Here is a 25,711-nt window from a genome sequence, read left to right as displayed (position 1 = left end):
AGCGTGCTCAGACGCGAATTTAGGCCTCTTGGCAAAGTGACACAAATCGATCGATCACGCCTCCAAAAGAGCCATTGGTGAAGAAGATAACCAAAGTTTTCCCGTCCGAAGTACCGGCCAGGGATCGGAGAGCTCTGTAGAGGTCTTCGTTGTTTTCAAAAGCCTTTGCCTCCGTACCCGCTTCGCGCAAATCGGCCGCCAATGAACTCGTGTCCATTAGCTCAACCCCAACGCTATTGCCGCTTTTCACTGCCCCGATGTAGGCAAGGTCGGCATTGCTCAGAGCCTCGATAGTGGGAGCCCTCATGATCTCGAGACGGGAGGTATTACTGCGAGGCTCGAAACAAGCGACAATTTTCGTATCCGGGAATCGGCTACGCAACGCGGACAAAGTATCGCGTACCGCAGTGGCGTGATGCCCGAAGTCCTCGATAACGGTCAACCCCTTGCGCTCTACCCTAATTTGCTGACGTCGCTTCACGCCGCGGAAACCATCCAGCGATTTAAGATCAAAACCCAATGGATCCTCGGTTTGCGACAGAGCAGCTGCCAAACTGGCCATCGCCGCATTTCGAGCGTTAAAGAGTCCAGTTAAACGCCAATCAACAGATTGCCAAAGCTTGCCCTGCCAAAAGAGGTCGAAACGAGAACCTAGAGGCGTTGTCTCATAATTCCCGATACACAAATCGGAATTTCCTGACAACCCGACTCGATACACCGTGGTAAAATCTAGTTCTGAGAGAGAAAGAGCGTTTTCATCATCAGAGTTGACGAGTAAATACCCATTGGAAGGGATGAGTCGCAACAGATGAGAGAAGGTTCGTTTAACGTCCTGCAAATCCCGGAAGATATCGGCGTGATCAAACTCGAGATTATTGAGCACCACGATGTTAGGTAAGTAATGGATAAACTTGCTTCGCTTGTCGAAAAAAGCGCTGTCGTACTCGTCTCCTTCGATCACAAAAGCACCTCCGTCTTGACCTACCGACCAGCCTTTTTCGGGGTCAAGCGGAGCTCCACCAATCATGTATCCAGGATTTGCATTCGCTTGCTCTAGCAAAAACGAAGTCAGAGCGGTGGTGGTCGTCTTTCCATGGGTCCCTGTTATGACGATATTTCTTCGCTTGCTCAGTACATGACGTAGAATCACCTCTGGCAGGGAAGCGTAATCAATCGAACGGCTCTGCAACAGGAATTCGACTTCCTCATTCCCTCGGGAGTATGCGTTTCCCACTACAACGAGATCTGGATCCAACTCACGAAGACGATCGGCGCTGTAGCCTTGCATGATTTCGATTCCAGCCTCCTCCAGCAGGGTGCTCATGGGAGGGAAAACCGCTTGGTCACATCCCATGACCTCATGCCCCATCGCTCGCAAAAGCAAAGCCGCATTGCCCATAGCTGTTCCTGCAATTCCCAGAAAGTAGATCCGCATGGCGGCGATGTGAAAAGAGCATGAGGGTGATTGCGACTCTAAACTATGAGTCCTCAGCCATAAGCTCGATCTAGCGAGGCTCGCCAAAGAATGGAACAGAGGTTGCCATTGCGAATCGGTACCTCTATGCGAATCAAAAAATGACACCTCCGTGTAATGAGCGAGATGCAATCCAAAAGACATGATCAGTCCCCCGTAATCGACGTACACCAGACGCTCGTGGAGAGAACTCGATCCGTCCACGAAGCCCTGCACCGGCATCCGATTCTCAGTCAGCTAATGAGACCAGATCTGGACCTCAAGACATACCAGAAAGTCCTTGTCGCCTACCACGGGTTTTTCAGCTCAGCGGAGCAGAGGCGGACTGAGCTGGCCGTTTGGGAGGAGTTCTCTCTGGAGCTCGCGGCCTCTCGACTCGAAGAGGACCTACAGCAGTTGAAGATCAATACGGATCAGTCTCCCGAACCAGACTTCGACTGGATGGACAATAAGCTCGCTGCCCTAGGCTGTTGCTACGCCTTGCACGGTTCTCGCCACGGAGCGGTCATCATCGAAAGGAGAATTGCCACCTCCCTTCCCGATGCGCCCAGACGTTTTTTCGAATTGGGCCCAGATCCCGAGCAATGGACTCGACTAAAGGAGAATCTTCAAAGCCAAGCATCCACCCCCAAAGGCTTTGAACAATTGGCCCGTGGTGCCCAAAAGACTTTTGAACAATTAGGCCAATGGGTCTCGGCGATCTAGCCGATCTGCATCAAAAATAGAATTCAGATACGACCAAACCTCGAGACCAACCAAAGTCTCGAGGCTACGTGGGAGAGAGTCGTATTGTTTAGAGGAGCGTAAGCTCATCTGCCTATATTAAACGGCGGGACTCTGAGTTCCTTTACCAAAATCCGGAAAATACCTCCGCAGACCGGGCCTCAACTCACCGACATAGGATCGACGTCGAAGATCTGAACCACGTCTTTGGGAAACGGAATTTCCGCTTCCACGGCTTTTAGATCTCGCATCAAGGCGCTTACATTCTGAGTGAAATACCAGATGTGGAAGCGGTACTGGTCCTTCATCTTCTCGATCGAGCAAGGAGTCGGCCCGCGCATTTCGATCTTGCCGCCAACTCTGGCTTCCAGCTTTCGAGCGAATTGCTCAGCGAAAAACATGGCCTTGTCTGCATTTCGGCTGCGAAAGACCTGTCGAACCAAATGCCGAAACGGAGGATACTGGAATTGCTCGCGGGACTCGATTTCCACTTCCAGAAAAGCATCCACCTCCCCGCGCCTGGCGAATTGGATCGGCTCGGCGTGCGGGGTAAAGGTTTGCACCACCACCTCTCCAGCCAAGTCGCCGCGTCCCGCCCGTCCCGAAACTTGCACCAAAAGCTGAAAGGTTCGCTCGTTGGCCCGAAAGTCTGGTACATGCAGAGACAGATCCGCGTCCACCATTCCAACCAAAGTCACGTTCGGAAAATCTAATCCTTTGGCGATCATCTGAGTTCCCACCAACAAATCGATTTTTCCCTTTCGGAAGTCTCCTAAGATCTCTCGAAACAGATGTTTCTTCCCCATCGTGTCCGTATCGATTCTGACAATACTAGCTTTGGGTAAGATGCTCTTCACCACATCCTCGATACGTTGCGTGCCAGAACCCTTACCACGAATCTGATCACTGTTGCACTCAGGACAACGCCACGGAGGCTCTGCCTCATGACCACATAGGTGACATTTGAGGGTGTTGTCGCTACGGTGAAAGGTCATAGGCAGGCTGCAGTGTTTGCATTCCTCCACATGGCCGCACTCGTTGCACAACATGGTCGAATTGTAGCCACGCCGATTGATAAACAGGATACTTTGCTCACCCTTTTCCCAACGGTCGCGCAGCTTTTGGGCAAGCAAGGAACTGATCGTAACCGGTTTTCGGGTACGCATCATCTCGATCCGCATATCCACGATATGCATCATGGGGAGCTGACGATCATCGATACGCTTGGTCAAGCGATCCACCTTATACTTCCCAAGCTTTACGTTGCGATAGGTTTCTAGCGAAGGCGTCGCGCTACCCAATACACAAACCACTTGCTCCAGATAAGAACGGTAAACGGCTACGTCTCGTCCATGATAGCGAGGGCTCTCATCTTGCTTAAAGGCCGGCTCATGCTCTTCGTCTACAATAACTAAACCAAGTTTCTCCAAAGGAGCGAAGACCGCGGAGCGAGCCCCTACCACAACGCGAGCAGTCCCGTTGGCCAAAGCCATCCAGGCATCCAAGCGCTCCCCATCCGAGAGGCTGCTGTGCCAAACCACCGCATGAGCATCTTTGTGCTCGGTGAAGCGAGAACGCAAACGCCCCACTGTTTGCGGCGTTAGGGCGACTTCGGGGACTAGGAAGAGTACGCTCTTACCCGCTCGGAGGGCTTCCTCCATCGCCGCAATGTAGACCTCCGTTTTACCAGAGCCAGTAACTCCGTAAAGCAAGTGGGTCGCGAACTTTCCAGCTTTCAAGCTAAGCGAGATGCTGTCTACACAAGCAGATTGCTCTTCATTCAAGACGATCTCCTGCTTGGAGGCGTATTCCACGTCCCCGAGTTCGTCGTCGTACGCGACTCGCTCGACCTTGCGAGATTCCTCGACGATAAAACCCTTTTTCAAAAGACCATTGTAAGCGGCCGGGGAGGCGCCGAGACGGCTAAGCACCAGACTCTTTTTCTGGGCGCGAAATTGTTGAGCCAAAAACTGGTAGAGCTCAAATTGTTTGGGAGCCTTACGCTCCAAGTTTGCCAAAGACTCCGAATCCACGGACTTGTTCGCGGAAACGTACTTGTCGCTCTTGGCCTTCATACCCTGACGTACCGGACCGGGTATCATTGTCTCCAATACGTTTTGGATACTCGCTCCATAGTACTGACGCAGCCAAGCGCCTAGCTTGAGCAATTCCGGCGTCATGATTGGAGTCGGATAAACCAGGTCCAAAACAAGCTTCAGTTGCATCAAGGAAACTTCCGGCTCGCAGTCCTTTTCCACGATCAAGCCTATGACCTGACGTCTCCCAAGCGGAACTCTGACCAGCGAACCAGGTTGCGCCATGTCCTCCATCGAAGCTGGCAATCGGTAGTGCAGCGGACGATCGAATCCGGACATCAGCCACACGCAAACCACTGTCGTATCGAGACTCATCGGGCTGAATAATCCTCGTCCCTTATCGGTTGACAGTTATTGAGATTGTATTGAGATTCGAGCACGTGACGATCGACGACTGCAGAGAAAAGTTCAAAAGCTTCTTGGTAAAGCACAACTTGCGCATGACCGGCCAACGCATGGCAATCTTCGAAGCGGTCTTCAAGGAAACCTCTCATTTCACCGCGGAGGAGCTACTGGACAAAGCAAGGGAGATCGACCGCACCGTATCCCGCGCGACCGTCTACCGTTCTTTGCCAATCCTAGTGGAGAGCAACTTAGTTCGAGAAGTAGACATAGGCTCCAGCACTATGTACTACATGCCCAACACGGAGGAGGACCCTCACAAGGCCCAAGTAATCTGCAACGATTGCCAGAAAATCTTCGAGATCAGCGCCCCTTTTCTGCAGTGGTACGGGAACAGCGTTTCGAGCAAACTAGGCCTTACCCCCATTAGCCAACGACTCCAGGTGACCGCTTCTTGCGAAGAGCTCCGGGCCACAGGGGTCTGCAAAAAAGGCAACGATCAGGGAGAATAGTTTCCCCGATCGCCTTGCCAGAAATGAAGAAGGGAGCCGGTTCCCACAAACCGACTCCCCTATTCACTAGATAGAGAACCTGATGTCTCTTTTCGCGAGGTACCAGCTCGCCTGAAATAGTCTTCCTACCAGTCTGCCTTGAGGCGAACGAGACGCTTTTGTGATTCGCTATGACCTTGGCGAGCCGCTTTGCGGTACCAATCGATAGCCGAAGTCTTATCGCGGTCGATACCTTCGCCCTTTTCGAACATGGAGCCTAGGCTGTACTGAGCGACTGCGTCTCCATTGGCCGCGGCCTTCTTGTACCAAACGGCGGCCATATCGAGCTTACCATTCTTCGAGTCGCCACGGTCGTAGTAAAAGGAAGCGATCGTACGCATAGCCTTGGAGTGTCCGGCATCGGCAGCCTTCGTTAGCCAATCGATTCCGTATTCCTCGCTGTGCATGACGCCTTTACCGTAAAGAAATGCCAGACCAACCTGATATTGGGATTCCATGTCCTCCTTCTCAGCTGCCCGCGAAAACCAATCAAATGCCTTCTGCTCACTGGCAGTAACGCCGATTCCCTTCTGGAAAACTCGTCCGAGGTTACGATAGGCGGGCACATAGCTTAATTCTGCCGCACTGCGATACCACAGTAGAGCTTTGCTGATGTCTTGATCGATGCCCCAACCGTTTTCGTAGCATTCCGCCAAAGCGTTTTGGGAGTAAGGATTACCTTGCTCGGCGGCGATTGAGAACCACTCCGCCGCGGAAGCGAAATCGCGCTCACCTCCCATCGCATCACGGGCCATGGAACCGATTACTGGCAATGAAGCGGTGAATCCGAGCTCAGCAGCACGCTGGAAATATTTTCTTGCGGTATCGAAATCCCGAAGCTCTTCAGGTCCATAAAAACGTAGCTTCGCGAGATTGTGCAGCACCACTGGATAATCTGAGCGCAAGGCAAGGGCTTTCTCGTATTGGAGAATAGCGCTGGCTGGCTTGCCGTCGGCTTCTAGGGCGCGACCAAGCTGAGCGTAAAAACGGGATTCTTCCGGATATTCATCGATCGCCTTCAGACAGGCCGCAGCCGCAGCTTTCGGATCGAGATCCGCACTCTCCACCGGCTCGACCACCGCGAACTCATCGTCCGGGATAGCAGAAAGCGGGTCAGCTTCCATCTCAGGCGCAAACTGGCGAACCAAAGCATCCATGCCCACCACCACATCGTCGGAATCAAAAATTGCAGTGTAGGAACCATCTTCCACGGAAATAACTTCACCTGAACCCACTTCGCGTCGCTTTCCATCTTCCTGGCTGAAAGCCAAGACCAACTCACCAACGGAAACTTCGGACTCGCCTTCGATCGCGACCGTGTAGGCACCGGTTTCAAGGTTGCTGGCCGTTATTTCGCCATTCACATCTGCGAATGAGCTCTGGAGGGTGGAAACGGACATTACCGTCAAAAAGGTTCCTAGTTTACTGGCGACGTTTTTCATGTTTATCGGATGGGGAAGTAAGTTCGACTCGTGACATTAAGCGTTTCCTCAAACCGTCCCAAAGGACAGCAGAGGCGTATGTGCTATTTAATATCGGTGCAACGCATCCGGAATTCGCCCTGTTCTCCTCAAAAATGGAATTTTCTAAGGTTTTCAGAGGACAGGCTTCACGGGTCTTTGAGTACTTATACGCTAGCGTTAAGTGTTAAACGACAACAACTAGAGAATCCGGCACCCAAAAGCCCCAAGGCGTTTCCTAGGGCTTCCACCAACTCCAGAAACCGCCACTAACCAACTTTCAAGCACAAGCTTGATTCGAGACCCGATTCAGATAACTGTAGCCCGCTTTATGTCACAGGTACGCGTAAGATTCGCCCCCAGCCCAACAGGCTCCACCCACATAGGCACCGCTCGCACAGCGCTCTTCAATTGGTTGTACGCTCGCAAGACCGGCGGCACCCTCGTCCTCCGCATCGAAGACACCGATAAGGAGCGCAACACCGAAGCCGCCCTGCAAGAGCTTCTCAACGGACTTAAATGGCTTGGCCTAAACTGGGACGAAGGTCCGGAAGTCGGAGGCGATTTCGGCCCCTACTTCCAAAGCCAGCGAGGGGATATATACCAGGACTACCTCAAAAAACTCCAGGACGCTGGCCGTGCCTACGAGAAGGACGGCGCGATCTACTTCAAACTCGAAGGCGAACGCTACACCGAGTACGACGACTACCACAAAGCGGAGGTCGAAAAGGTACGCACCGAGCCAGTCGTCATCGAAGATGTGATTCGAGGCAACGTAACCCGACGCGAAGAACGGGATTTCGTAATCGTACGCTCAAACGGCGACCCGTCCTTCCATTTCGTAAATGTCGTGGATGACATAGCGATGGGAATCACACACGTGCTTCGAGGCGAAGACCATTTGCCCAATACGTCCAAGCACGTGGAGCTATTCAAGGCGTTTGGCGTCAAGCCGCCCGTCTACGCTCACATGTCCATGATCCTCAAGGACCCAGCCCATGGAAAAGGGAAAATGTCCAAAAGAGACAAGGGAGCTTTGATCGAAGAATACCAACAACGGGACTTTCTTCCAGAAGCGGTGGTCAACTTCATCGCCTTGCTCGGTTGGGCTCCCAAGGATGACCAAGAAGTTCTTTCGGTAGACGAGTTGATCGAGCGTTTCGACATCGCGGACCTGCAAAAGGCGGGGGCCCGGTTCGACGAAAAGAAGATGTCCCACATCAACTTCGAACACATGAAGCGTTTGCCCATCGAGCGCTACCTGCCGCCCGCAGTCAGCGCCCTTGGAAAAGCTGGCCTCGTGAACGACGAAACCGATCAGGAGTACCTCCGCAAGGTCCTCGAACTGTGCCAACAAAAGATCAATAGCTTCGAAGATCTGCCCTCCTTCTCTGCTTACTTCTTCACCGACGACTACTCCGTAGATCCGAAGGTTGAGAAAAAGCTACTCAAACGAAAAGATGCTGCCGAACGTATCCAAGAAGTAATACCCGTGCTTGAGAATTTGGAATCTTTTGATGCCATTACCCTGGAACGCGGCATCCAAGCTTTGGCAGACGAAAAAGATCTCAAGATCTTCGCGTGGTTCCCTCTTCTCCGTTTCGCTGTAAGTGGAGTCGGAGGAGGTCCGGACCTACTTCCCATGCTAGAGACGCTAGGCCAGGAAACAGTTGTCTCCCGCTTAAAAAAATTATCAGCGAGCCTCTAAACCTCGTACCCACATATTCATGACAGAAGAAAAACCTTCGAATTTCATTCGCGACTTCATCGACGAGGAGCTCGCCGCCGGTAAACACAGCCAAATCGTTACACGTTTTCCACCAGAACCCAACGGCTACCTCCATATAGGCCACGCTTTCGCGATCGGTGTTTCCTACGGCATCGCCAAGGACTACAACGGAAAGTTCCACCTTCGTTTTGATGATACCAATCCTGAAAAAGAGGAAACCGAATACGTAGAGGCGATCAAGGAAGACCTACTTTGGCTCGGAGCAGACTGGGGAGAAAACCTCTTCTTCGCCTCCGACTATTTCCAGCAACTCTTCGATTGGGCGATCCTACTCATCGAAGAGGGCAAAGCCTATGTGGACGATTTAACTCCATCGCAAATGCGCGAGTACCGTGGTTCGCTCACCGAGCCGGGACAAGACTCCCCCTACCGCACGAGAACTCCAGAAGAAAACCTCGCACTCTTCAAGGATATGGCAGCCGGCAAGTTCCAAGAAGGCGAGAAGGTTCTCCGCGCTAAAATAGACATGGCACACCCGAACATGAACATGCGGGATCCTGTGCTCTATCGTATCCTAAAGGCGGATCATCACCGCACTGGAGACAAATGGAAGATCTACCCTTCCTACGACTTCACCCACGGACAGAGCGACGCTATCGAAGGCATCACGCACTCGCTATGCTCCTTGGAGTTCGAATACCATCGCCCGCTGTACAACTGGTTTATCGAAAACCTTCCGGTTCCCCACAAACCGAGACAAATCGAATTCGCGCGCTTAAACGTTGAATACATTGTAACCAGCAAGCGAAAGCTACTCCAATTGGTTAACGAAAAGCATGTCCATGGATGGGACGATCCACGCATGCCAACCATCGCAGGACTTCGCCGCCGGGGCTACACTCCCGACGCATTGAAGGAATTCTGCGAGAGAGCCGGTGTCGCGAAGCGCGAACGTGTAAACGAATACGCCTTGCTCGAATACTGTCTCCGCCAAGATCTAGAGGGCAAAGCGATCCGACGCATGGCCGTGCTCGACCCCTTGAAAGTTGTTATCACCAACTTCCCGGAGGAAACAGAATTCTACGAGGGCCCGAACCACCCAGCCGATGAAGATAGAGGATCTCGTAAAGTGCCTCTAACAAGAGAAATCTATATCGAAAGGGATGACTTCATGGAGGATCCTCCTCGCAAGTTTTTCCGTCTTGGCCCAGGACGCGAGGTTCGCCTTCGCTACGCATGCTACATTACCTGCACAGATGTTATCAAAAACGATGCGGGTGAAATCATAGAGTTGCACGCCACATTTGATCCGGAATCCCGAGGAGGCTCGACTCCCGACGGCCGCAAGGTAAAGGGTACGATCCACTGGGTAAGCGCTACGGAGAATGTAGAATTAGAAGCCCGCCACTACGAACAGTTGTTCACGAAAACGGACCCGAATGAAGTAGAGGAAGGCCAGACCTTCTTAGACAACCTAAACCCGAATTCGGAAACAATCCTGAAGTGCTACGGCGAACCTGAACTTGCGAACGCCGTAGTCGGAGAGCCAATACAATTCGAACGAAAAGGTTACTACGTTCTTGATTCCGACAGCAGCCCAACGCAGCTCTCCTTTAATCGTTCAGTAGGGCTTCGGGATAGTTGGAATAAAAAACAGGGCAAATAATCCCATTCCCAAATAACAGCGAGGATTCGCTGTCTACATATTTGAATACAAGAAACCCGCGGACAAAAGTCCGCGGGTTTCGAGTGAAAGAAAACTAGATCGACCTAGTTACGGAAAATTAGATGGAGGCCTTTGCGGTCTCTACGGAGTCGCAGAATTTCCAGTCTTTGGATTCTTCGAACTTCTTGCTCTCTTCGATCACCACGTCGTTACCAGTCAGCGCATATTTTAGGCTGAGATCGCGACAGGTCTTCATGGAGTGCAAGAGAAGCTTGATGAGATCCATATTGAGGGAAGAGACACCTTGCGCATCGAAGATAATCTTCGAGATGCCAGAGTTTACCGCCTCACTTGTCTTGGCCTTGAGATAGGTGCTGACTTCGTTAACGACAGAAGCGTTACAGGTCTTGGGGAGCTTCACTGTCATATAGCCTTCTCCCATTTCGAAGTACTTGCCGGATGCATCCAAATTAACCGCCTTGCCTACCTTGTTTTCGAATTCTTCGAAATCGATTGGCTTATGGATAATCGTGCTAAATCCAGCTTGCTGAGCTCTTGCTTGCTCTTCTACCGCGGTCTTCACCGACAAACCAAACAACGGAATATACTTCGTCTTGGCGTTGGAGCGAATGATGCGGAACAAAGTAATGGCTGCGTCTTCCGGTAGCGAGAGACTGATTACGATACAGTCTGGGATCTTCTTTTGGCAGAAGTCGATCGCCTCACCTGTGGAAGACACACCGTGGATGTTCCAAGGAGTGTGAGCGACACCCTCCTTGACCTGATTGATAATAGCGGGCTTGTCGTCGACAACGAGGATGTCGATTGGATCGTCGATTTTCTTCTGCACCGGTTCCGCTTCACCAGCAGGACGCAGATCCACTACGCGGCTAACTTTGTCGACCAAAACGTCTTCCTTGAAAGGCTTAACGATATAGTCACGTACTCCGATCTTAGCGATCTTCATCACGTTCTCTCGGCCCGCTTCCGCCGTCAACATGATGACAGGGATCGCTTTGAGAGCTGGATCGGACTTGAGCTTGGTCAACATTTCGACGCCATCCATGACGGGCATGGTGATGTCGAGCAGGATGATGTCGGGATTAACCTTCGCCGCCATGGCTAGGCCTTCGACACCATTCTGCGCCTCTGTGATTTCGCAGTCGAAGCCCTTGAAGGACTTCTTCACGATAATTCGGACGGTCTTTGAGTCGTCTACTGTTAGGATTTTTAAACGCATGGTGGGAGATCAGTTTTCTTCTTTCATGAGGACGTCGATTACGAAGGACCGGCCCCCGCAATCGAACTTGAAAATGCGACGCAATGCGACTTCAGCCGGCTCGATAGAGAAATTGGAGCCTCTGAGGATGGAAGGAATAGTCATCCGGCATTCGTAGCCTTTGTTGCTGAGATCGTTTTTGAAGGTACCAACTATCATGTTCGTCAACTCACCGATGGCGTCGTTCACGAGCTCATGGTCGTCGGTTCCTATTTCGTGCTCCTCCATATCGAGAAGGCTACAGGTCGCTTCCATTGCGAGCGGAAGCTCCATAAAGATATAGATGATGCCGGTAAGGTTGCCTAGGAAGCCGACGGTTCCTGCGATCATCGGCATGCTCGCGTCGACCGGGAGCTGGATCCCTTCAGGATGATTGTCCTCGTCGATCTTGATCACTTCCTGAATCGTCGTTGAACGATTGAGCATAGTGCTGAAAACACTATCGATGGCGTTCTTCGCTAGAGCTTCGAGCTCGTCATCTTTGATGGGGAATGTCTGCTGCATGGGAAAAGATATATCGGGTGCTCTGTATATATCGTTCCGCATATCCAAAGGTTTAGGACCAATTGGTGCGCCTTTTTGTTAAAAAAGCGTAGATCGGAAGCTCCTCCCCTCTAAAGTTGTCCTAAGCCCGCGAAAAACTACTTGAGAAGCCAAAACAAGCTTCAGGACTCAGGCGAATCCCGGATCAATCCTCGCCAGGAATAAACTCTCCGTCGGAACGGTATGCAGAAATCTTATTTCTCAGGGTACGGATGCTGATTCCCAGCAGTTTCGCCGCTTGAGTCCTGTTACCATCGGTGGATTCCAAAGTGGCTAGGATATGTTTCTTCTCCACCTCTTCGAGCGGTATAGGCCCTTCTGTAGCCCCGACAGCCGAAGATTGCTCTGCGGCAGATTTTTCCACAGCAGGCGGTGGAGCGACTTGAGCTGGGGGAGCTTCGTAGTAAGGGCTGCTCGGAGCCACTGGAGGCGGCGGTGGAGGAGTATGGTGATAGCCTCCTCCGTACGGCGCACTTGGCATGTTAGAATTCTCAGAATGCCCATAGCTATGCGCTACTGGCGGAGACGATACATTCGTCGGCATCAAAAACAACCCCAAGTGGCCCTGTCCTATCGGATGGCCGGACTCAGCCAAAATAACCGCGCGTTCAATAGTGTTTTGTAGCTCACGGACGTTGCCTGGCCATGGATGTCTCTGAAGTGCAGCGATCGCCTCGGCATCGAAGCCCTTGATCTGCTTGCCGTGCTTGCGAGCGAAGCTTTGAGCGAAATTCTTTGCGAGCAAAACAACATCCCCTTCCCGATCCCGCAAAGGAGGGACTTGGATCGGAAACACATTCAAGCGGTAGTACAAATCCTGGCGAAAGAGACCACGCTCGACGCTTTCCGCTAGATTACGGTTAGTCGTAGCGATAACCCGCACGTCGACCTTGATGGTCTTATTGCCGCCCACACGCTCAAATTCCCGCTCTTGCAGCACCCGAAGGAGCTTCGCCTGAACCTTAGGGGAAATCTCGCTGATTTCATCTAACAAAATGGTACCTCCATCCGCCAGTTCGAAGCGGCCTTCGCGACGCTGAGTGGCTCCCGTGTACGCCCCTTTCTCGTGACCAAAGAACTCGCTTTCGATCAACGACTCAGAAATCGCCGCGCAATTCACCCGAATGAACGGAGCGCTCTTGCGGGAACTGCACCGGTAAAGCTCGTTGGCTACTAATTCCTTACCCGTACCGTTCTCGCCACAAATTAAAACCGTGGCTTCGGTCGGCGCCACTTTGCTGATGATATCCTTCAGCTGATTGATGAATCCACTCTTGCCAATCAATTCACCGCTCACCGTGGATTCGCTGGCCAGAAATTGGTTCACCTTAACCAATTGCCTGTAATCACGGGCCTTCTTGATCAGAACGTCGATCTGGGAGGAGGAAAATGGCTTGATGATGTAGTCGAAAGCGCCCGATTGCATGCACTTGACCGCCGACTCCACGGTCCCGTAGCCAGTAATGATCACCACCAAGGGCGGATTTTGCATGCTCGCCACACGTTCCAAAAGCTCAGTACCGTTTCCATCGGGCAAATGGACATCGACAAAAAGCAGGTCATATTCGTCTTTTGCCAGATGTTGATCGGCCTCGCCCAGCGTCCCAACGCTGCAGACCGAGAAACGTTTTCTCCTCAGCTGCTCCTCCAAGGCTTTGCGAATGACAAGCTCATCATCTAGGATGAGGATTCTTTCCAAGGACATATCGTGGGATCGAAAAGTGGGTTCTGCAGATTAATTAAGAGTAAAAACGCTGATCGGAGCGCCTTGAAGATGAATAAGATAGCAACTTAGAAGAGGATTGAAACAAATACGAAAGCATAAATTGTAAAAGGAAATTCAAAGAGTACCATAATACGCTCTCCTCTTCGCGCAAACACGCCCCATCGTTTCAATTCCAACAACTTTCGAAGTTTCCTCTCTAATCCACATGCTCGAAGGCAAAACCATACTCATCACCGGCGGCACGGGCTCATTCGGGAAACGCTGCTGTCTCGAAATCCTTAAGGAAGGCAAAGCGGCTAAGATCATCATCCTTTCAAGAGACGAGCTGAAGCAGTACGACATGTCGACGGATCCCGCCTTCTCAGCGAGCAACATCCGCTACTTCATCGGTGACGTCAGAGACAAGGATCGATTGATTCGGGCTATGACAGACGTGGATTACGTCATCCATGCCGCTGCCTTGAAACAAGTACCCGCCGCCGAGTACAACCCACACGAGTTCATCAAGACCAACATCAACGGAGCGATGAACGTAGTGGATGCGGCAATCGCCACAGGAGTGAAAAAGGTCATCGCCCTTTCAACTGATAAGGCAGTCAATCCGATCAACCTCTACGGAGCCACCAAACTCTGCTCCGATAAGGTTTTCATTTCCGCGAACAACTATTCGGGAAAAAGCGGAACACGCTTCGCCGTGGTTCGCTACGGAAACGTGATCGGCAGCCGCGGGTCCGTTATCCCGCTTTTCCTGAAGCAGAAGCAACTCGGAACCGTGACGATAACCAAGCCGGAAATGACGCGTTTCGTCATTGGACTCGGAGCCGGGGTGAGATTCGCGCTTCGTTCGCTTGCCGATATGGTTGGCGGAGAAATTTTCATACCCAAAATACCCAGCTGCTCGATTGGCGACCTGGCCAAAGCGGTCGCCCCAGACGCCAAGATCGACATTATTGGCCTGAGGCCGGGCGAAAAGCTACACGAAGCCATGGTACCGGCAGACGAGGCACTAATGACTACCGAGCAAAAGGATCGCTTCGTCATTCACCCGACTCAACCTTACTGGAACTACACCGGCAAAGAAGTGCACAAAGGGAAAAAATGCCCAGAGGGCTTCAGCTACTCGAGCGATACAAACGAGGAGCAACTTTCGATAGAACAGATACAATCGCTGATCGAACGCTACCAACAGCAGACCATAGACTAAGTCGCGAATGAACCTGCTTGATCGCATCCTTGATCCCGACAAAGCGCCGGCGATCGTAGCCGAGCTATCAGGAAACCATAACAACTCCTACGAGACGGCCAAGGACATCATTAAGGCTGCCTCGGATGCCGGAGCGCACGCTGTAAAACTGCAGACCTATACTCCGCAGAGCATTACGCTCGATAGCGATCGAGAAGAGTTTGTCGTTCAAGAAGGACTCTGGAAAGGGCGGCGACTCCACGACCTCTATCAGGAAGCATGCACTCCCTACGAGTGGCACAAACCTCTGTCGGAATACGCCAGAGACCTTGGTATCGAATTATTCAGTACACCCTTTGATGAAAAGGCGGTAGACTTTCTGGAGAGCGAGATCCAACCCCCGCTTTATAAAGTTTCCTCTTTCGAACTCACCCACCTTCCCCTCCTCAAGCACATCGCCCAAACTGGGAAGCCAGTCGTCTTGAGCACTGGAATGGCCAGCCTTCAGGAAATCGAAGAGGCCGTACACACGCTTCGCTCGAACGGAACGGAAAACCTAGTCTTACTAAAATGCGTATCCGCATATCCCAGCGAAGCAAAAGGGTTCAACCTACGCTCCATGGCAGCGATGGGGCAAACGTTCAAATGTCCTTCCGGATTATCAGATCACACTTTGAGCAATGAGATAGCGGTAGCCTCAGTCGCGCTAGGGGCACGATTAATTGAAAAACACGTCACCGACTCTCGCAAGCAAGGAGCCATCGACTCAGGTTTTTCACTGGAACCGAGCGAGCTCTCCGAGCTGGTACAAGCCACCAAAAGAGCACATGAAGCGCTGGGATCTCCAGAAATAAGAGGTAGTTCCCAAGACGAGAAACAAACCCACTTTCGCCGCTCTATCTACGCCAGCGCGGACATCGAAGCAGGCGACACCTTTACGACCGAAAACCTGCGAATCGTTCGCCCGTCGCTTGGCCTACCTCCCAAATACTGGGAGGAAATTTTGGGCAAAAAAGCTACGAGACAGATTCCATTCGGCCATCCCCTAAATCCGAAAGATTTGTAGCTTAAGTATCACTCGGTGCACTTGTGCCGGTGCAGGCTCAAGACTACATCGCACACTCGGGAACAACCCATGGCATCGATTTTTGAATACACCTTACGCTCCGTACACAAGGCCAGCTCCAGCTTTTGGGCAAGCTCATCGACAACAGGCTCACCATCTCCACAATAACAAATTGGTTGCTTCCAGTAGCGTTCAACCTTTTTGGCAGTCGCCATTTGATTGTCCACCACGCTCAAGCCCACAAACGGCAAGCGAGTAGCCGCCGCTTCAAATAAGCTCGAACCACATGCGAAAACTCCTAGATCGCAATGGCTCATCCACCAAGCCACTTCGCTAGCATTCAACTTGCTCAGCACCCTTAGATCCGAAAAAGAGCTTCGAAAAATTTCGGCGTGCCTAGGCTCGTTCGTGACCACGACGGGTGAAAGCTCGCAAGTAGACACCTTGCTCAAGGCAGTCATAACCTGTGGTAAATAGCCAAACGGATCCGTCCCACCGAGCATGACAAGCACTCGCTTAGAGTCCGAACCAAACGGATCCATTTTTTCGATTAATTTCGGTCTAAATGCGGCTCGAACGAGTGCATAATCCTCTCCAAGCAACGATGTCCCTGCTTCGTAGGAGGCTTTCGTAAGACCAATCTCCGAATTTACCACGAAATCGAAACCTGCCATGGATCGATTCCCCATATCGTCCGTAGCTCCCACAACCCCACCGGCATTGGTGGTCCTCCATTTTTCGGCCACCTCCGCTAGCTCCGTTTGCGGAGTATACATCTCATCAATAAAAAGAACGTCTGCCATGCTATCGCTTCCAGCGACTCCAGAAAACGTCTCTCGTACATCTTCAGGCAAAGCATCAAAGTCACCTTCTCCCCAAAGCAGAGTAGCCCATCCTCTGGATTGAAATTCGCTAGCCAAAGCAGAACTCCTGACAACATGGCCCCAGCCGTGCTTCCCACCATAAGAACATTTGAAAATTATGGATCCTTTAGCAGGCGCGTTCATTTCTCCAGGAATCGCCTCAGGCACTCGATAACATATTCTTGTTCTTCGTCTTTCAAAGCCGGGAAGAGCGGCAAACTTAAGCAGGTCGAATAGAACGACTCAGCACCAGGCAAAAAAGCATCTACGAATTCCTTGTAGTAGCTATGTCGATACACCGGCATGTAGTGAACCTGAACCTTAACGTTATGCTCATGAAAGAAACGGTAAGCCGCGTCGCGCTCTTCTGATTCCGAAAAATGAATCACGAAAAGGTGGCGAGCCGAAAGATGATCCTGACTCGCTATTCGAATCCTATCTGAAAACGGAAACTCAGAAAATGCAGTTTGGTAGCGAACCGCTAAATCTCGACGCCTCTGCAAGAAGCTTGGCAGGCGAGCCAATTGGCTTACTCCTAAGGCCGCTTGCAAATCTGTCATCCGGTAATGGTAGCCCAACTCAGTTTGATTGTAGAGCCACGCTTCCCTACGTTCGATGCCGTGTGAGCGAAGCTTACGAATTCGGTCCGCCAGGGTCTTATCGTTCGTTAGGACGGCCCCCCCTTCTCCACTGCAGATATGTTTCACCGGGTGGAAGCTCAAGATCGCCGCATCCGAATGTTCACAAGACCCGCTTCGGCAACCACCAGAATATTCGGCTCCCAAACTATGGGCTGCATCTTCCACCACGAAACTCCCAGATTTCTTCGCGAGCCGAGCAATTTCAGCGAGATCCGTAACCGCACCCGAGTAGGAAACTGGAAGCATTACTTTAACCGATGGATCGCTTTCTAGGCAATTTTGGAACTCGCGAGGCCCAGCGATTCCGCTCTTCGCATCCACATCGCAAAAGCGCGGTGAGGCTCCTACGTAGCGCAGGCAATTAGCAGTCGCAGCGAAGGTAATAGCTGGCACAATCCCAACATCACCTTCTTCAACACCTAGGCCTAGGCAACTTAAGTGCAGGGCGGCAGTTCCACTCGAAACCGCAATCGCATAGCGGGCTCCAGTGACTTCGCAAAGGGCCGATTCGAAGCGATCCACCCGAGGGCCTTGAGCAACAAATTCCGACTTCAGAGCTTCGACCACCGCAGCTATGTCCGAGTCGTCGATACTTTGCCTGCCATAGGGTATGGGAATGGGATGCGGTGAAAATTCCACGTATTGATATTCTCTATACGCCTGATACCTAGGCCTTATCCTTCAGTGTCCCTTTCACGACAGAGCGATCAATCGCCGCTCCATACAAATTGCGTAGCTTGGCGGCAGATAGGGAATTTTGTGAGAGCTTTTTAAACTCGCTCCTGTTTTTGGAGAGCTTAGCGGTGAGCGCCTCTGCGTTTGCCTTTTCCTGTTCTAAAAGAGAATCGATTCGACCTGAAAACGTTTGTTTCTCTTCCTCGCTAGGAAGATCTTCGAGTTTGGAGAGTGCTTCAGCGACTTTGGCTTTTTTAGACTGAACCTTAAGCATCTCCTCGAAGTCACCATCCTTCAGGCAGGTTGTTTCCTTACGGGTAAAATCCTCGTAAGCTGCGAGCAGTGCCATGCGTCGACTCAATTGGGCGGACATGGAGAGAAAGTGTATTCACAATTGCGATCACGCAAAGCGAAAAATTGGCCAGCGAAACCAGCTTGGCCATATGAACGATCAGCGGCGCTCTAAGCGCGCAAGGAAAGTCCGCCGCCAACACCAGCACTCAAGTTAGCGGGAGCTGGAGTCGAAGGAGCCGTTTGCTTGCTTAAAGCCTCCGCCCACGCGTCTCGGATGTCCTGGAAAAGTCGGATAACAGTATCGATCGGCTCTTCCACTTTCTTAAAATTAGCTTCGTTCAACTTCAAGTTGTAGAACTCGTACAACTCAAACATTCGCTCGGAGAATTCAGCATTCTTATCCGATCGCAGAGAACGTTGCAGCTCGCCAAATATGTTTTGGGCTTTGATCAGATTATTGCTGATCGTCTCATTGCGAGCTTTGACGCAATCCATCCTGAAGCCTTCCTTCGCCCGACGCATCGCTGATAGAGCTCCATCATAGAGCATCAATATCAGACGTTCAGGGGAAGCGGACATGATAGCCGCTCGCTTGTAGGACGCTGCGTTAGATTTCATTTACTAAGTACGACAAATAGATAAAAACTTCTGACGGGATCCAACCTACGTAGGGCCCCGTTCGGTTACCTATTGTTCATCGGCAAAGGGCACGATTAGTTTAGCCATCTCGTTGACCATTTCCTGAGAAGGAAAGTTTGGATCGTTCAAGAGCTCCTTACCTTTTGCGACCACGTCAGGACGAATTTCCGGCTCAGAACGGAGAGCGTCCAAAGCGTTAAGCTGTAGCATGTCACTCTCGGTGGCTGGCGTCGCTCCGCTCTCAGCAGCCTGCTTGGCGGAACCTGTCTGGGCTGTCTTGCCTAGATTCTGAGCGTAGATATTGTTGGCGTTGTTTTGTGGGTCGATGTTCATGAGATTTGTTTATTTCGTTTCTTGGGACGTTTGTTAATCTTTTGTTAAGGTAATAAACGGCTCTCTCCCGAAGAACTTAAAAAACTTTTAAAGAAAATTTGAAGAACTCATTGGATCGTATCGAACAGTTTGTATGCCACGTACTTGGAAAGTCGCGTCGCGCTGTGCAAAACGGTCTGAGTTTGCTGTAGAGGATACTGAGTGGTTGAAATGGTCTGAAAATACTTTCGGGCAGCGTTGGATACGGCTGGATTTGCAGTATCAAACATCTCATCCGCCGCCCAGGCGATTTCGCCAGTGTGCCCGTCGAGAAGTTTGGCTTTCACTCCCATGCTCACGGGCTGATAGGCTCGATAGAATGTTAGGTCTAAAAACATGACTCCGTCGATGGCGTAGATTTCGTGCAATTTAGAAAGCAGCTTGGTCGGCAGAGTCTCCACAGAGGAGTAACGCTCCACTCCGAAGAGTTCCTCCATTTTTTCGGGCTCGATCACAACCAATTCGAAAAGCTTTTTCTTGCCGAGCTCTTGGGCAAAATTCTCTTCTAAAAGAGCCATGCCGATATGGTCGTATCGACCTTTGTACATGGGAAGCAAAGCAACTCGGCGCAAATGGGCCGGGAAGACCTCCGCCTCATGTACATTGGTAATTTTTTGCTTTTTGCCTAAGGTCGTGTCGTACCTGCTGTTGAGGCTGTTGACCGTTTTGCAGCCGGAAAGGAACAACCCGCTCGCTGCAACAAAAACAAAAGTAAGTCGAAGAAGCGAATTAGCGATGCTGCTCATGCCTGTGGAAGAGTTTGTTCATAATCTATGTCTAGAACCCCGGCCTACCATGTGAGCGATATGCTCTCCAGCGCCGATGCTTGGGTCTGTAGGTTAGATTGTGCCTCTTCCATGGCAACGAAGCTTGCTTCTAAAGCTTCTCTTTTACTTTCCAAGCGACGCTCCATCTCCTCGATTTGAGTATCGATGGCAGCATTACGCTCGGTGTATGTAGATGTGATCGTATCCATGATCCCATCCGTTTTTAGAAAGTCCTCTAGATAAGTATCTAGGCGGCTCGTGAAATTATCATCCGCTCCAACAAAAAACTCTTCGAGCGTGCTCAAATCGTCAGCCAACGCCTCATCCAAAGCGTCCTGATCCTTGATCTCGAGTTTCGAAGTACCGCTGATGAAGTCGATACCGAGGTGCTCAAGCCGGAATAGCGAACCACTTGTCAAGTCGTCGATCGCTCCAAATGCGAAACTGCGCAAATTAGAATCCAAGGAGCTTAGCTCCCGGTTTCCGGCCAGAACTGCGGCCTCAACTTCATCATCCGTGACGCTGATTTTGGTCTTTTCGGAAATGTAATCCTGAACGTCGTTGAAGGCTGATATGAAAGAATTGATCTTCGTAGTCAGATCAGACGTATCCGATTCGATGGTGACCTGCTGAGTACCGGTCTCGGATGCAGTGACTGTGACTCCAGCCATACCGTGATCATCCACCGTAATTTTGTTGCTGCGGCTCGACTTCAGTTCGCCTCCGTCAATGGAGAAAGTCATATCGTCCCCCACATCGGCAGATCCTGTCAAACCAAGCGCTGCGAGAAATCCGTTGCCACTATCGGCGACGTTCATGTCATAAGCGCCTGTCTCATTATTCAGGATACGGAACTGGTCAGAGGAAGAATCGAACGACATGGTTACGCCAGCCGCTGACTCATTTACTCTCTCTATGACCGCATTCACACTATCTGTGTCGGCGTCAAACTCTATGGCGACCCCATTGATGTAAAATGTGCCTGAACCCGTAATAGGCCCGCCGATACCGCTGTTTGCTATCGTATCGCTGGCATCAACTACGCCCAGCGCCGATTTGCTCGTAACGGTAGCAGTCCCGCTGCCCCCGTCCTTGATCTCGAACTGGTCGAGTTTCATGGCACTGAGGAAATTGCTGGTGTCATCGTCTGAACCAAGCTCCAACTGGCCGGAGGCACTCTCTAAAGTAATCTTATCAGAGACGCTATCATAGCTGGCGGTTACCACTCCGCTGGTAGCTATAGAGATAGCATCGAAGACATCCTGCAAAGTGTCGGTCTCGGCGATGGTGACTTCCTGCCCATTCACCGTAAATGTTCCCTCCGTGATATCACTCGAGGTGCGCAAAGCGGAAATAAGCGTGTCCTCATCCCCCATCTGGCTAACGACATCGGCGGTTCCGATCCTGCGTGTCGCAGTGGCAAGCGATTCCACAGTGACTTCGAAACTGCCATTCGAAGCGGTCGTGTTAGCGGTCGCTGAGATGTTCAGAGTTTCGTCTGAGAGCGAGGTAGACTTCGTATTAAAAAGCGTGGATGACTGAAGGTCGCTCACCGCGCTTTGCAGAGTTTCTACTTTGGTTGTCAAAGTAGACAGTGCGTCTAGCTTACTCGTGTTCGTTGTCTGCTCTTCGAGTAGGGTTTCCTGCGGAATGCGTTCGATCTCCATGAGTTGATCGACCATATCATTCCAGTCAAAGCCACTGGCTAATCCTGCTAAGGTGAAGCTAGACATAAGTTACTATCGAGTGAAGACGGGTTGCGTCGCTTGGTTAATCGGTTTGGTGCGGAATCCCTTTAGAAAAAAAATGCACCTATGAGCAATTTTCTCCGACGTCGCGCGGAATTCCTCTACATCAAAAGCTTACCAGCCGACAGAATAGCTCTCTTTTTACGGAAAAGCACCACTCCGTCACCCGAATCTCGCACTTCCTCACATATCCGGGCCAGTAAATCTCAATCGAGCTCGAGCGGCTTCGAGCTCGGTTGGCCTATTAACGCTAGCTAGAAACATTCCTTCAGCGACCTCGATCCGCTCGGTATTGGCTTCCAGAAGGAACTTACGAAGACTCGCCTTTCCCTCGCTAGCCAATCTTTCCATTTCCGGCAAACACGACTGTTCGTAAATGCAGCACATCGGATCTGGCAGACCATCGGAGGCTAAAAAAGAAGTGCACGCTGCTTCTGGGTTTCGCCGGTTAACCAGCTGAACCAAATGGGAGACATTGAGATAGGGCATATCGCAGGCAATCACTAGGACGGGAGAGTCTTCTGCCACCCTCAAGGCCGCGATCACACCTGACATTGGACCTGCAATACCAGGCGAGTCTTCGATATCCCAAACGCCACTTGGCAGCCGCATATCAGCAGGCAGTGGAGCTTTGCCTCTGCAAACTCCTCGTTGAGCGCAAACAGCATCCAGAATATCTAACTGACGAATCAATTGCGGCACTCCGGGCAGAACTTCCATTCTCCCTTTGTCGAATCCCATTCGAAGGCTCTTCCCGCCCGATAAGACGACTCCTAGCAGATCCCTTTTCACCTCGCCTATCTGAGTTCCTCAGTTTTTGCCTTGGCGAGTAGAGAACCCTCGAAAGCGGCGAGCGTTTGGTAGCTTCCTTCCGCTACCGCCCAAAAATAGTCTTTCAAGGCCTCGTGTTCCACACTCTGAGCCCCTTCCTTTTTTCGGCTCTTAAGCAGTCTTGTTCTATTATAGACATATAATTCCATCTGAAGCTGCCCTGAATCCATAATCGCTTCGAAGTTTGGATTGGCTTTGATTAGGTCGAGCAATTCACTCTTTGCAGCACGAGCTGTCTCTTGATCAGACTCGCCCAACTCGAGAGCCATAGCGTGACGCAGGGCGAGAGAGCAAATAGACTCAAGGTAGCCTTGTAGCTCTAAATAGAGAGACTCGATCTTACCCCAGCCAATCATGTAGCGAGAGAGAGTTCTTTGAACTCGCTTCCATTTCTGCCTGAAGGACGAAGAAGAAAACCGGTCTAAGCGTTGCTTGGCCTGGTCAAAATCGAGATACGGCATGTGCTCTACTTTCGCACCCAAGCGAGAGTGATTGTAGAGAACCAACCCACCCCGCTTCAAAGGCTGCATTTCCTTGGCGTAGGCACGAGCCATCATCTCAAAGGTCTTCAGATAGACGAACAGCTTTTCTTCGACAGGAACCTTATCAACCGTATTCCCCTCCACCCAGCGGCACTTCTCAACATTCGTAACGTCCTTCCCCTCATCTCTGTAGAACGAATCGCTGTTATGGAGGCGACCATCACTTCTAACAGCCAAGTCCTGGCCTACGAAGTGTAGCGATGAACATCCAAAAATAAGAGCGATGTCGAAAGCGCAGGCCGATACAGTTCCATGCTCGGTGACATGAGCGAGCTGCTGTACCCCAGCAGCGTTGCGGAAATAGCTAGCCAATTCATTGCCCTTAGCCCAAGCGATCACGTTCTCCCCAAATCGCTCTACCACCGCTGGGTACACCATGAATGGGCAAATCAGGATGGTGTCTCCCAATTCGACTCCTTCGAAACCACTATCAGTTGTCCGGTTCGGGTCTGCCGCCAATACAAAGTGTGGCCGCACCCCACCGTTCACCAGAGCTCGAATCGAGGAATTGCCCGCCACGATGACGGCGCGATCTTGCGCCCAACGCAGAAAATCCAAGGACTCGTCCAAAGACGGCCCCGCTCCGGCCATAATCATCGGAACTCCATCGAAAGCTCCAAAAAACTCCATCGGGTCGGGCGAGCGAGCCAGCGTAGGCAAGTTTCGGATACTGTTGCCCTGCCATAACCCCGATTTGGAAATCAAAGTACCGACCAATTTGCGGCAAACATCTAGGCGGCGAGCAAACTCGGTGAAAAACTCAGAATAGTAGGATTCCGCTTCATTGAACAAAGGCGCAAATACCACAGGCTCGGCATGCTCGAAATCCATGACAGGGAACGATCTGAGCGACTCGAAAAAACGCTCGTCCAACGGGCCTGTTCCCAACGCTACCCGAGGATCAGCCAAAAGCTCCTCCGCCACCGAAGTGCGCAAAAACGCCTTGAAACGCTCCGGGTCCGCCTCTGCGCAAAAAACCATTCCACTCTCGGGCATCGCCTCGAGAACTGCCTTGATGTGACTTCCGTCCCCCACTCCGGACAAGGCGATCGCCGAATCTTCAGGAAACCGCAAACCGCTCGCCCAACGCTCCAGTAACAGCTTCGGATCACGCGCCTGCTCACGCCACGCGGCGAGTTCTACATCTTCGTGGAACGCTTCCTCTAGAATGGCACGAAGAGAAGAATGCTTTTCAACAAAGAGTTCCTCTAAACGATTCATTGCTCCACCACCTTCTCAAGTCCGGGGATGATCTCGGACTGCAAACAATCTTCCACCTTGGACCAGCTTGGAGCCATGGAATCCGCCAGCCTGTCGGAAAGGGCCACACAGTTTTTACTCTCTACAGCGTTCACCACCTCATCGATTGAAGCCACGCCACTCGAAAACGCCTGGTCGAAACTGCTCGTCCAATCTAAGTTAGATTCGCTCCCAAAGTTCTGCAGCACACCGAGCCCCTCGATCAAAGGTCTCATCTCCTCCAGAAGCTCTACTGAATCGCTTTGGCTTTTGGCCCATCCTTGCCGGAGAACCTGTCCCGACAATCCCCTTAGCTTCCCCGTCAATTGAGAGCAAAGGGCACTCCACTCTCCGCACATCTGAAGAAGCTTGGACTGAGGGCTTACGCTGCGAAATCGCAACTCCGAGTAATTGTCCCTCTCGAGCAGAGACTCAGCAGCAACCTGCACTCCATCCAGCTCGATCTTGTCGATCATTAACCCCTGTCCCGACAGGAAACCTTCTATCAGTTCGTACGCCTGCCCGCAGCTTGCCGGAGGGGAGCCCTCAAACTCCACCTTCTCGTCATTAATATAGATATCAGCCATCGTGCTTTTCCAAAACCTCCATCTCTACCTGCCCTTTGCCAAGAATTCCCCCTCTGAGGATACGGCATCGCAACCCACCACGTTCAGCCATGGCCGCGAAAGCTCCTTCGCCAATCGCTTCATCCATCCAGAAACAAGGCTTACACTGCTCAACTCCTTCCAGCTCGACCGCTCCGAGTCTAAATATCTGACCTACCAGGGCATTCAGATCGACTCCTGATAGGAGGATGTTCCGCCGAAAATCGCTACGACGGTAGTTCTTCAGACCAAGCTCCGACTCGAGAGCTCCTATCGCCTCCATAGACATCAAGCTAAGTTGCCCCTTGAAATCTTCCTTGTATCCGAAATAGCGATCTCCGACTAAGCCTTTGCCTGCGACGCATTCCACCGACTCCACCTCCGATACCTCATGGTTACGGCGCTCTTTTCCAAAACGGCCTTTAAAATCATGCCCCTTGGAGAGGTATATGTGATGAATGCTAAGCGTCTGACTCATGCCTTGAATAACCGAAGAAAAGCCCGAGCCGAAACCAAGGCAATCCCGAAGGCCAATAGGCGCTGCTAACACAAGCGGTAAACATTTATAGGCGCGGGACTCTACTACCTCGGTGAGTAGTATCCACATCCCAATAGACGAAAATCTCCAGAATGTTAGAGAATTTCCTAAAGTAGCTG

At 51.5% G+C, this 25,711-nt stretch carries 23 protein-coding genes; 6 read left to right on the top strand and 17 right to left on the bottom strand.

What is annotated here, in order from left to right; all coding sequences use genetic code 11:
- Window positions 1-19: 19 nt before the first annotated feature.
- The gene (locus H5P27_RS07045) at window positions 20-1,435 is read right to left on the bottom strand and encodes a UDP-N-acetylmuramate--L-alanine ligase (RefSeq protein ID WP_185659688.1); all 1,416 of its coding nucleotides are present in this window, start codon (window positions 1,433-1,435) and stop codon (window positions 20-22) included.
- Window positions 1,436-1,600: 165 nt separating this feature from the next.
- Between H5P27_RS07045 and H5P27_RS07040 the strand changes: the two genes are divergently transcribed.
- A complete protein-coding gene (locus tag H5P27_RS07040; protein ID WP_185659687.1) occupies window positions 1,601-2,179 on the top strand; it encodes a biliverdin-producing heme oxygenase in 579 nt (192 codons plus the stop codon).
- A 179-nt stretch (window positions 2,180-2,358) separates the two neighbouring features.
- On the opposite strand, the gene priA is transcribed toward H5P27_RS07040, so the two are convergent.
- Window positions 2,359-4,608 carry a replication restart helicase PriA gene (priA, locus tag H5P27_RS07035; protein WP_185659686.1) on the bottom strand — a complete coding sequence of 750 codons (2,250 nt, stop codon included), beginning with the start codon at window positions 4,606-4,608 and terminating at the stop codon, window positions 2,359-2,361.
- Window positions 4,609-4,673: 65 nt separating this feature from the next.
- Between priA and H5P27_RS07030 the strand changes: the two genes are divergently transcribed.
- Window positions 4,674-5,147 carry a Fur family transcriptional regulator gene (locus tag H5P27_RS07030; protein ID WP_339382567.1) on the top strand — a complete coding sequence of 158 codons (474 nt, stop codon included), beginning with the start codon at window positions 4,674-4,676 and terminating at the stop codon, window positions 5,145-5,147.
- Between the two features lie 125 nt (window positions 5,148-5,272).
- Here the strand turns inward: H5P27_RS07030 and H5P27_RS07025 are convergent, their stop codons facing one another.
- Entirely contained in the window at window positions 5,273-6,628 is a 1,356-nt protein-coding gene (locus H5P27_RS07025; RefSeq protein ID WP_185659685.1) for a tetratricopeptide repeat protein, read from the bottom strand.
- Window positions 6,629-6,977: 349 nt separating this feature from the next.
- On the opposite strand from H5P27_RS07025, the gene H5P27_RS07020 reads away from it, so the two are divergent.
- Window positions 6,978-8,354, top strand: coding sequence for a glutamate--tRNA ligase (locus H5P27_RS07020; protein ID WP_185659684.1), 1,377 nt, complete (start codon window positions 6,978-6,980; stop codon window positions 8,352-8,354).
- 19 nt (window positions 8,355-8,373) lie between these two features.
- A complete protein-coding gene (locus H5P27_RS07015) occupies window positions 8,374-10,041 on the top strand; it encodes a glutamine--tRNA ligase/YqeY domain fusion protein (RefSeq protein ID WP_185659683.1) in 1,668 nt (555 codons plus the stop codon).
- Between the two features lie 118 nt (window positions 10,042-10,159).
- Here H5P27_RS07015 and H5P27_RS07010 read toward each other — a convergent pair whose 3' ends face one another.
- The 3 genes from H5P27_RS07010 to H5P27_RS19925 all read right to left on the bottom strand — a co-directional run bounded on the left by H5P27_RS07010 (window position 10,160) and on the right by H5P27_RS19925 (window position 13,568).
- Window positions 10,160-11,281: a response regulator gene (locus tag H5P27_RS07010; RefSeq protein ID WP_185659682.1), complete on the bottom strand. Its 1,122-nt coding sequence runs from the start codon at window positions 11,279-11,281 to the stop codon at window positions 10,160-10,162.
- A gap of 9 nt (window positions 11,282-11,290) precedes the next feature.
- Entirely contained in the window at window positions 11,291-11,824 is a 534-nt protein-coding gene (locus H5P27_RS07005; RefSeq protein WP_185659681.1) for a chemotaxis protein CheX, read from the bottom strand.
- A 184-nt stretch (window positions 11,825-12,008) separates the two neighbouring features.
- Window positions 12,009-13,568 carry a sigma-54-dependent transcriptional regulator gene (locus H5P27_RS19925; RefSeq protein ID WP_185659680.1) on the bottom strand — a complete coding sequence of 520 codons (1,560 nt, stop codon included), beginning with the start codon at window positions 13,566-13,568 and terminating at the stop codon, window positions 12,009-12,011.
- A 226-nt stretch (window positions 13,569-13,794) separates the two neighbouring features.
- Here H5P27_RS19925 and pseB point away from each other — a divergent pair, with 226 nt between their 5' ends.
- Together pseB and pseI are read left to right on the top strand one after the other, a co-directional pair.
- Entirely contained in the window at window positions 13,795-14,793 is a 999-nt protein-coding gene (pseB, locus tag H5P27_RS06995; RefSeq protein WP_185659679.1) for a UDP-N-acetylglucosamine 4,6-dehydratase (inverting), read from the top strand.
- Window positions 14,794-14,800: 7 nt separating this feature from the next.
- Window positions 14,801-15,838: a pseudaminic acid synthase gene (gene pseI, locus H5P27_RS06990; RefSeq protein ID WP_185659678.1), complete on the top strand. Its 1,038-nt coding sequence runs from the start codon at window positions 14,801-14,803 to the stop codon at window positions 15,836-15,838.
- Between the two features lie 8 nt (window positions 15,839-15,846).
- Here pseI and H5P27_RS06985 read toward each other — a convergent pair whose 3' ends face one another.
- The 11 genes from H5P27_RS06985 to H5P27_RS06935 all read right to left on the bottom strand — a co-directional run bounded on the left by H5P27_RS06985 (window position 15,847) and on the right by H5P27_RS06935 (window position 25,532).
- Window positions 15,847-16,758, bottom strand: a complete 912-nt coding sequence (locus H5P27_RS06985; RefSeq protein ID WP_185659677.1) for a hypothetical protein — start codon at window positions 16,756-16,758, stop codon at window positions 15,847-15,849.
- An 83-nt stretch (window positions 16,759-16,841) separates the two neighbouring features.
- Window positions 16,842-17,981, bottom strand: coding sequence for a UDP-4-amino-4,6-dideoxy-N-acetyl-beta-L-altrosamine transaminase (gene pseC, locus H5P27_RS06980; RefSeq protein ID WP_185659676.1), 1,140 nt, complete (start codon window positions 17,979-17,981; stop codon window positions 16,842-16,844).
- A gap of 28 nt (window positions 17,982-18,009) precedes the next feature.
- On the bottom strand, window positions 18,010-18,390 hold the full coding sequence (locus H5P27_RS06975) for a hypothetical protein (RefSeq protein WP_185659675.1): 381 nt from the start codon (window positions 18,388-18,390) through the stop codon (window positions 18,010-18,012).
- A gap of 89 nt (window positions 18,391-18,479) precedes the next feature.
- Complete coding sequence (gene fliS, locus H5P27_RS06970) at window positions 18,480-18,929, bottom strand: flagellar export chaperone FliS (protein WP_185659674.1); 450 nt, start codon at window positions 18,927-18,929, stop codon at window positions 18,480-18,482.
- Between the two features lie 69 nt (window positions 18,930-18,998).
- Window positions 18,999-19,283, bottom strand: a complete 285-nt coding sequence (locus H5P27_RS06965; RefSeq protein ID WP_185659673.1) for a hypothetical protein — start codon at window positions 19,281-19,283, stop codon at window positions 18,999-19,001.
- 107 nt (window positions 19,284-19,390) lie between these two features.
- Entirely contained in the window at window positions 19,391-20,068 is a 678-nt protein-coding gene (locus H5P27_RS06960) for a hypothetical protein (protein ID WP_185659672.1), read from the bottom strand.
- A gap of 44 nt (window positions 20,069-20,112) precedes the next feature.
- Window positions 20,113-21,822 carry a flagellar filament capping protein FliD gene (fliD, locus tag H5P27_RS06955; RefSeq protein WP_185659671.1) on the bottom strand — a complete coding sequence of 570 codons (1,710 nt, stop codon included), beginning with the start codon at window positions 21,820-21,822 and terminating at the stop codon, window positions 20,113-20,115.
- Window positions 21,823-22,020: 198 nt separating this feature from the next.
- Window positions 22,021-22,629 (bottom strand): molybdenum cofactor guanylyltransferase, encoded by a 609-nt coding sequence (gene mobA / locus H5P27_RS06950; protein ID WP_339382566.1) that lies wholly within the window; start codon window positions 22,627-22,629, stop codon window positions 22,021-22,023.
- 5 nt (window positions 22,630-22,634) lie between these two features.
- Window positions 22,635-24,431: a motility associated factor glycosyltransferase family protein gene (locus H5P27_RS06945; protein WP_185659669.1), complete on the bottom strand. Its 1,797-nt coding sequence runs from the start codon at window positions 24,429-24,431 to the stop codon at window positions 22,635-22,637.
- Window positions 24,428-25,036: a hypothetical protein gene (locus H5P27_RS06940; protein ID WP_185659668.1), complete on the bottom strand. Its 609-nt coding sequence runs from the start codon at window positions 25,034-25,036 to the stop codon at window positions 24,428-24,430. The genes H5P27_RS06945 and H5P27_RS06940 overlap by 4 nt, the downstream gene beginning before the upstream one ends.
- Window positions 25,029-25,532: an MOSC domain-containing protein gene (locus H5P27_RS06935; protein WP_185659667.1), complete on the bottom strand. Its 504-nt coding sequence runs from the start codon at window positions 25,530-25,532 to the stop codon at window positions 25,029-25,031. Before H5P27_RS06935 ends, H5P27_RS06940 begins: the two co-directional genes overlap by 8 nt.
- Between the last annotated feature and the right edge of the window lie 179 nt (window positions 25,533-25,711).

Origin of the sequence: Pelagicoccus albus (assembly GCF_014230145.1) — a bacterium.
GTDB classification, from domain to species: domain Bacteria; phylum Verrucomicrobiota; class Verrucomicrobiia; order Opitutales; family Opitutaceae; genus Pelagicoccus; species Pelagicoccus albus.
Note: the sequence above shows the minus strand (reverse complement) of the source record. Positions and strands in the feature narration are given on the sequence as shown.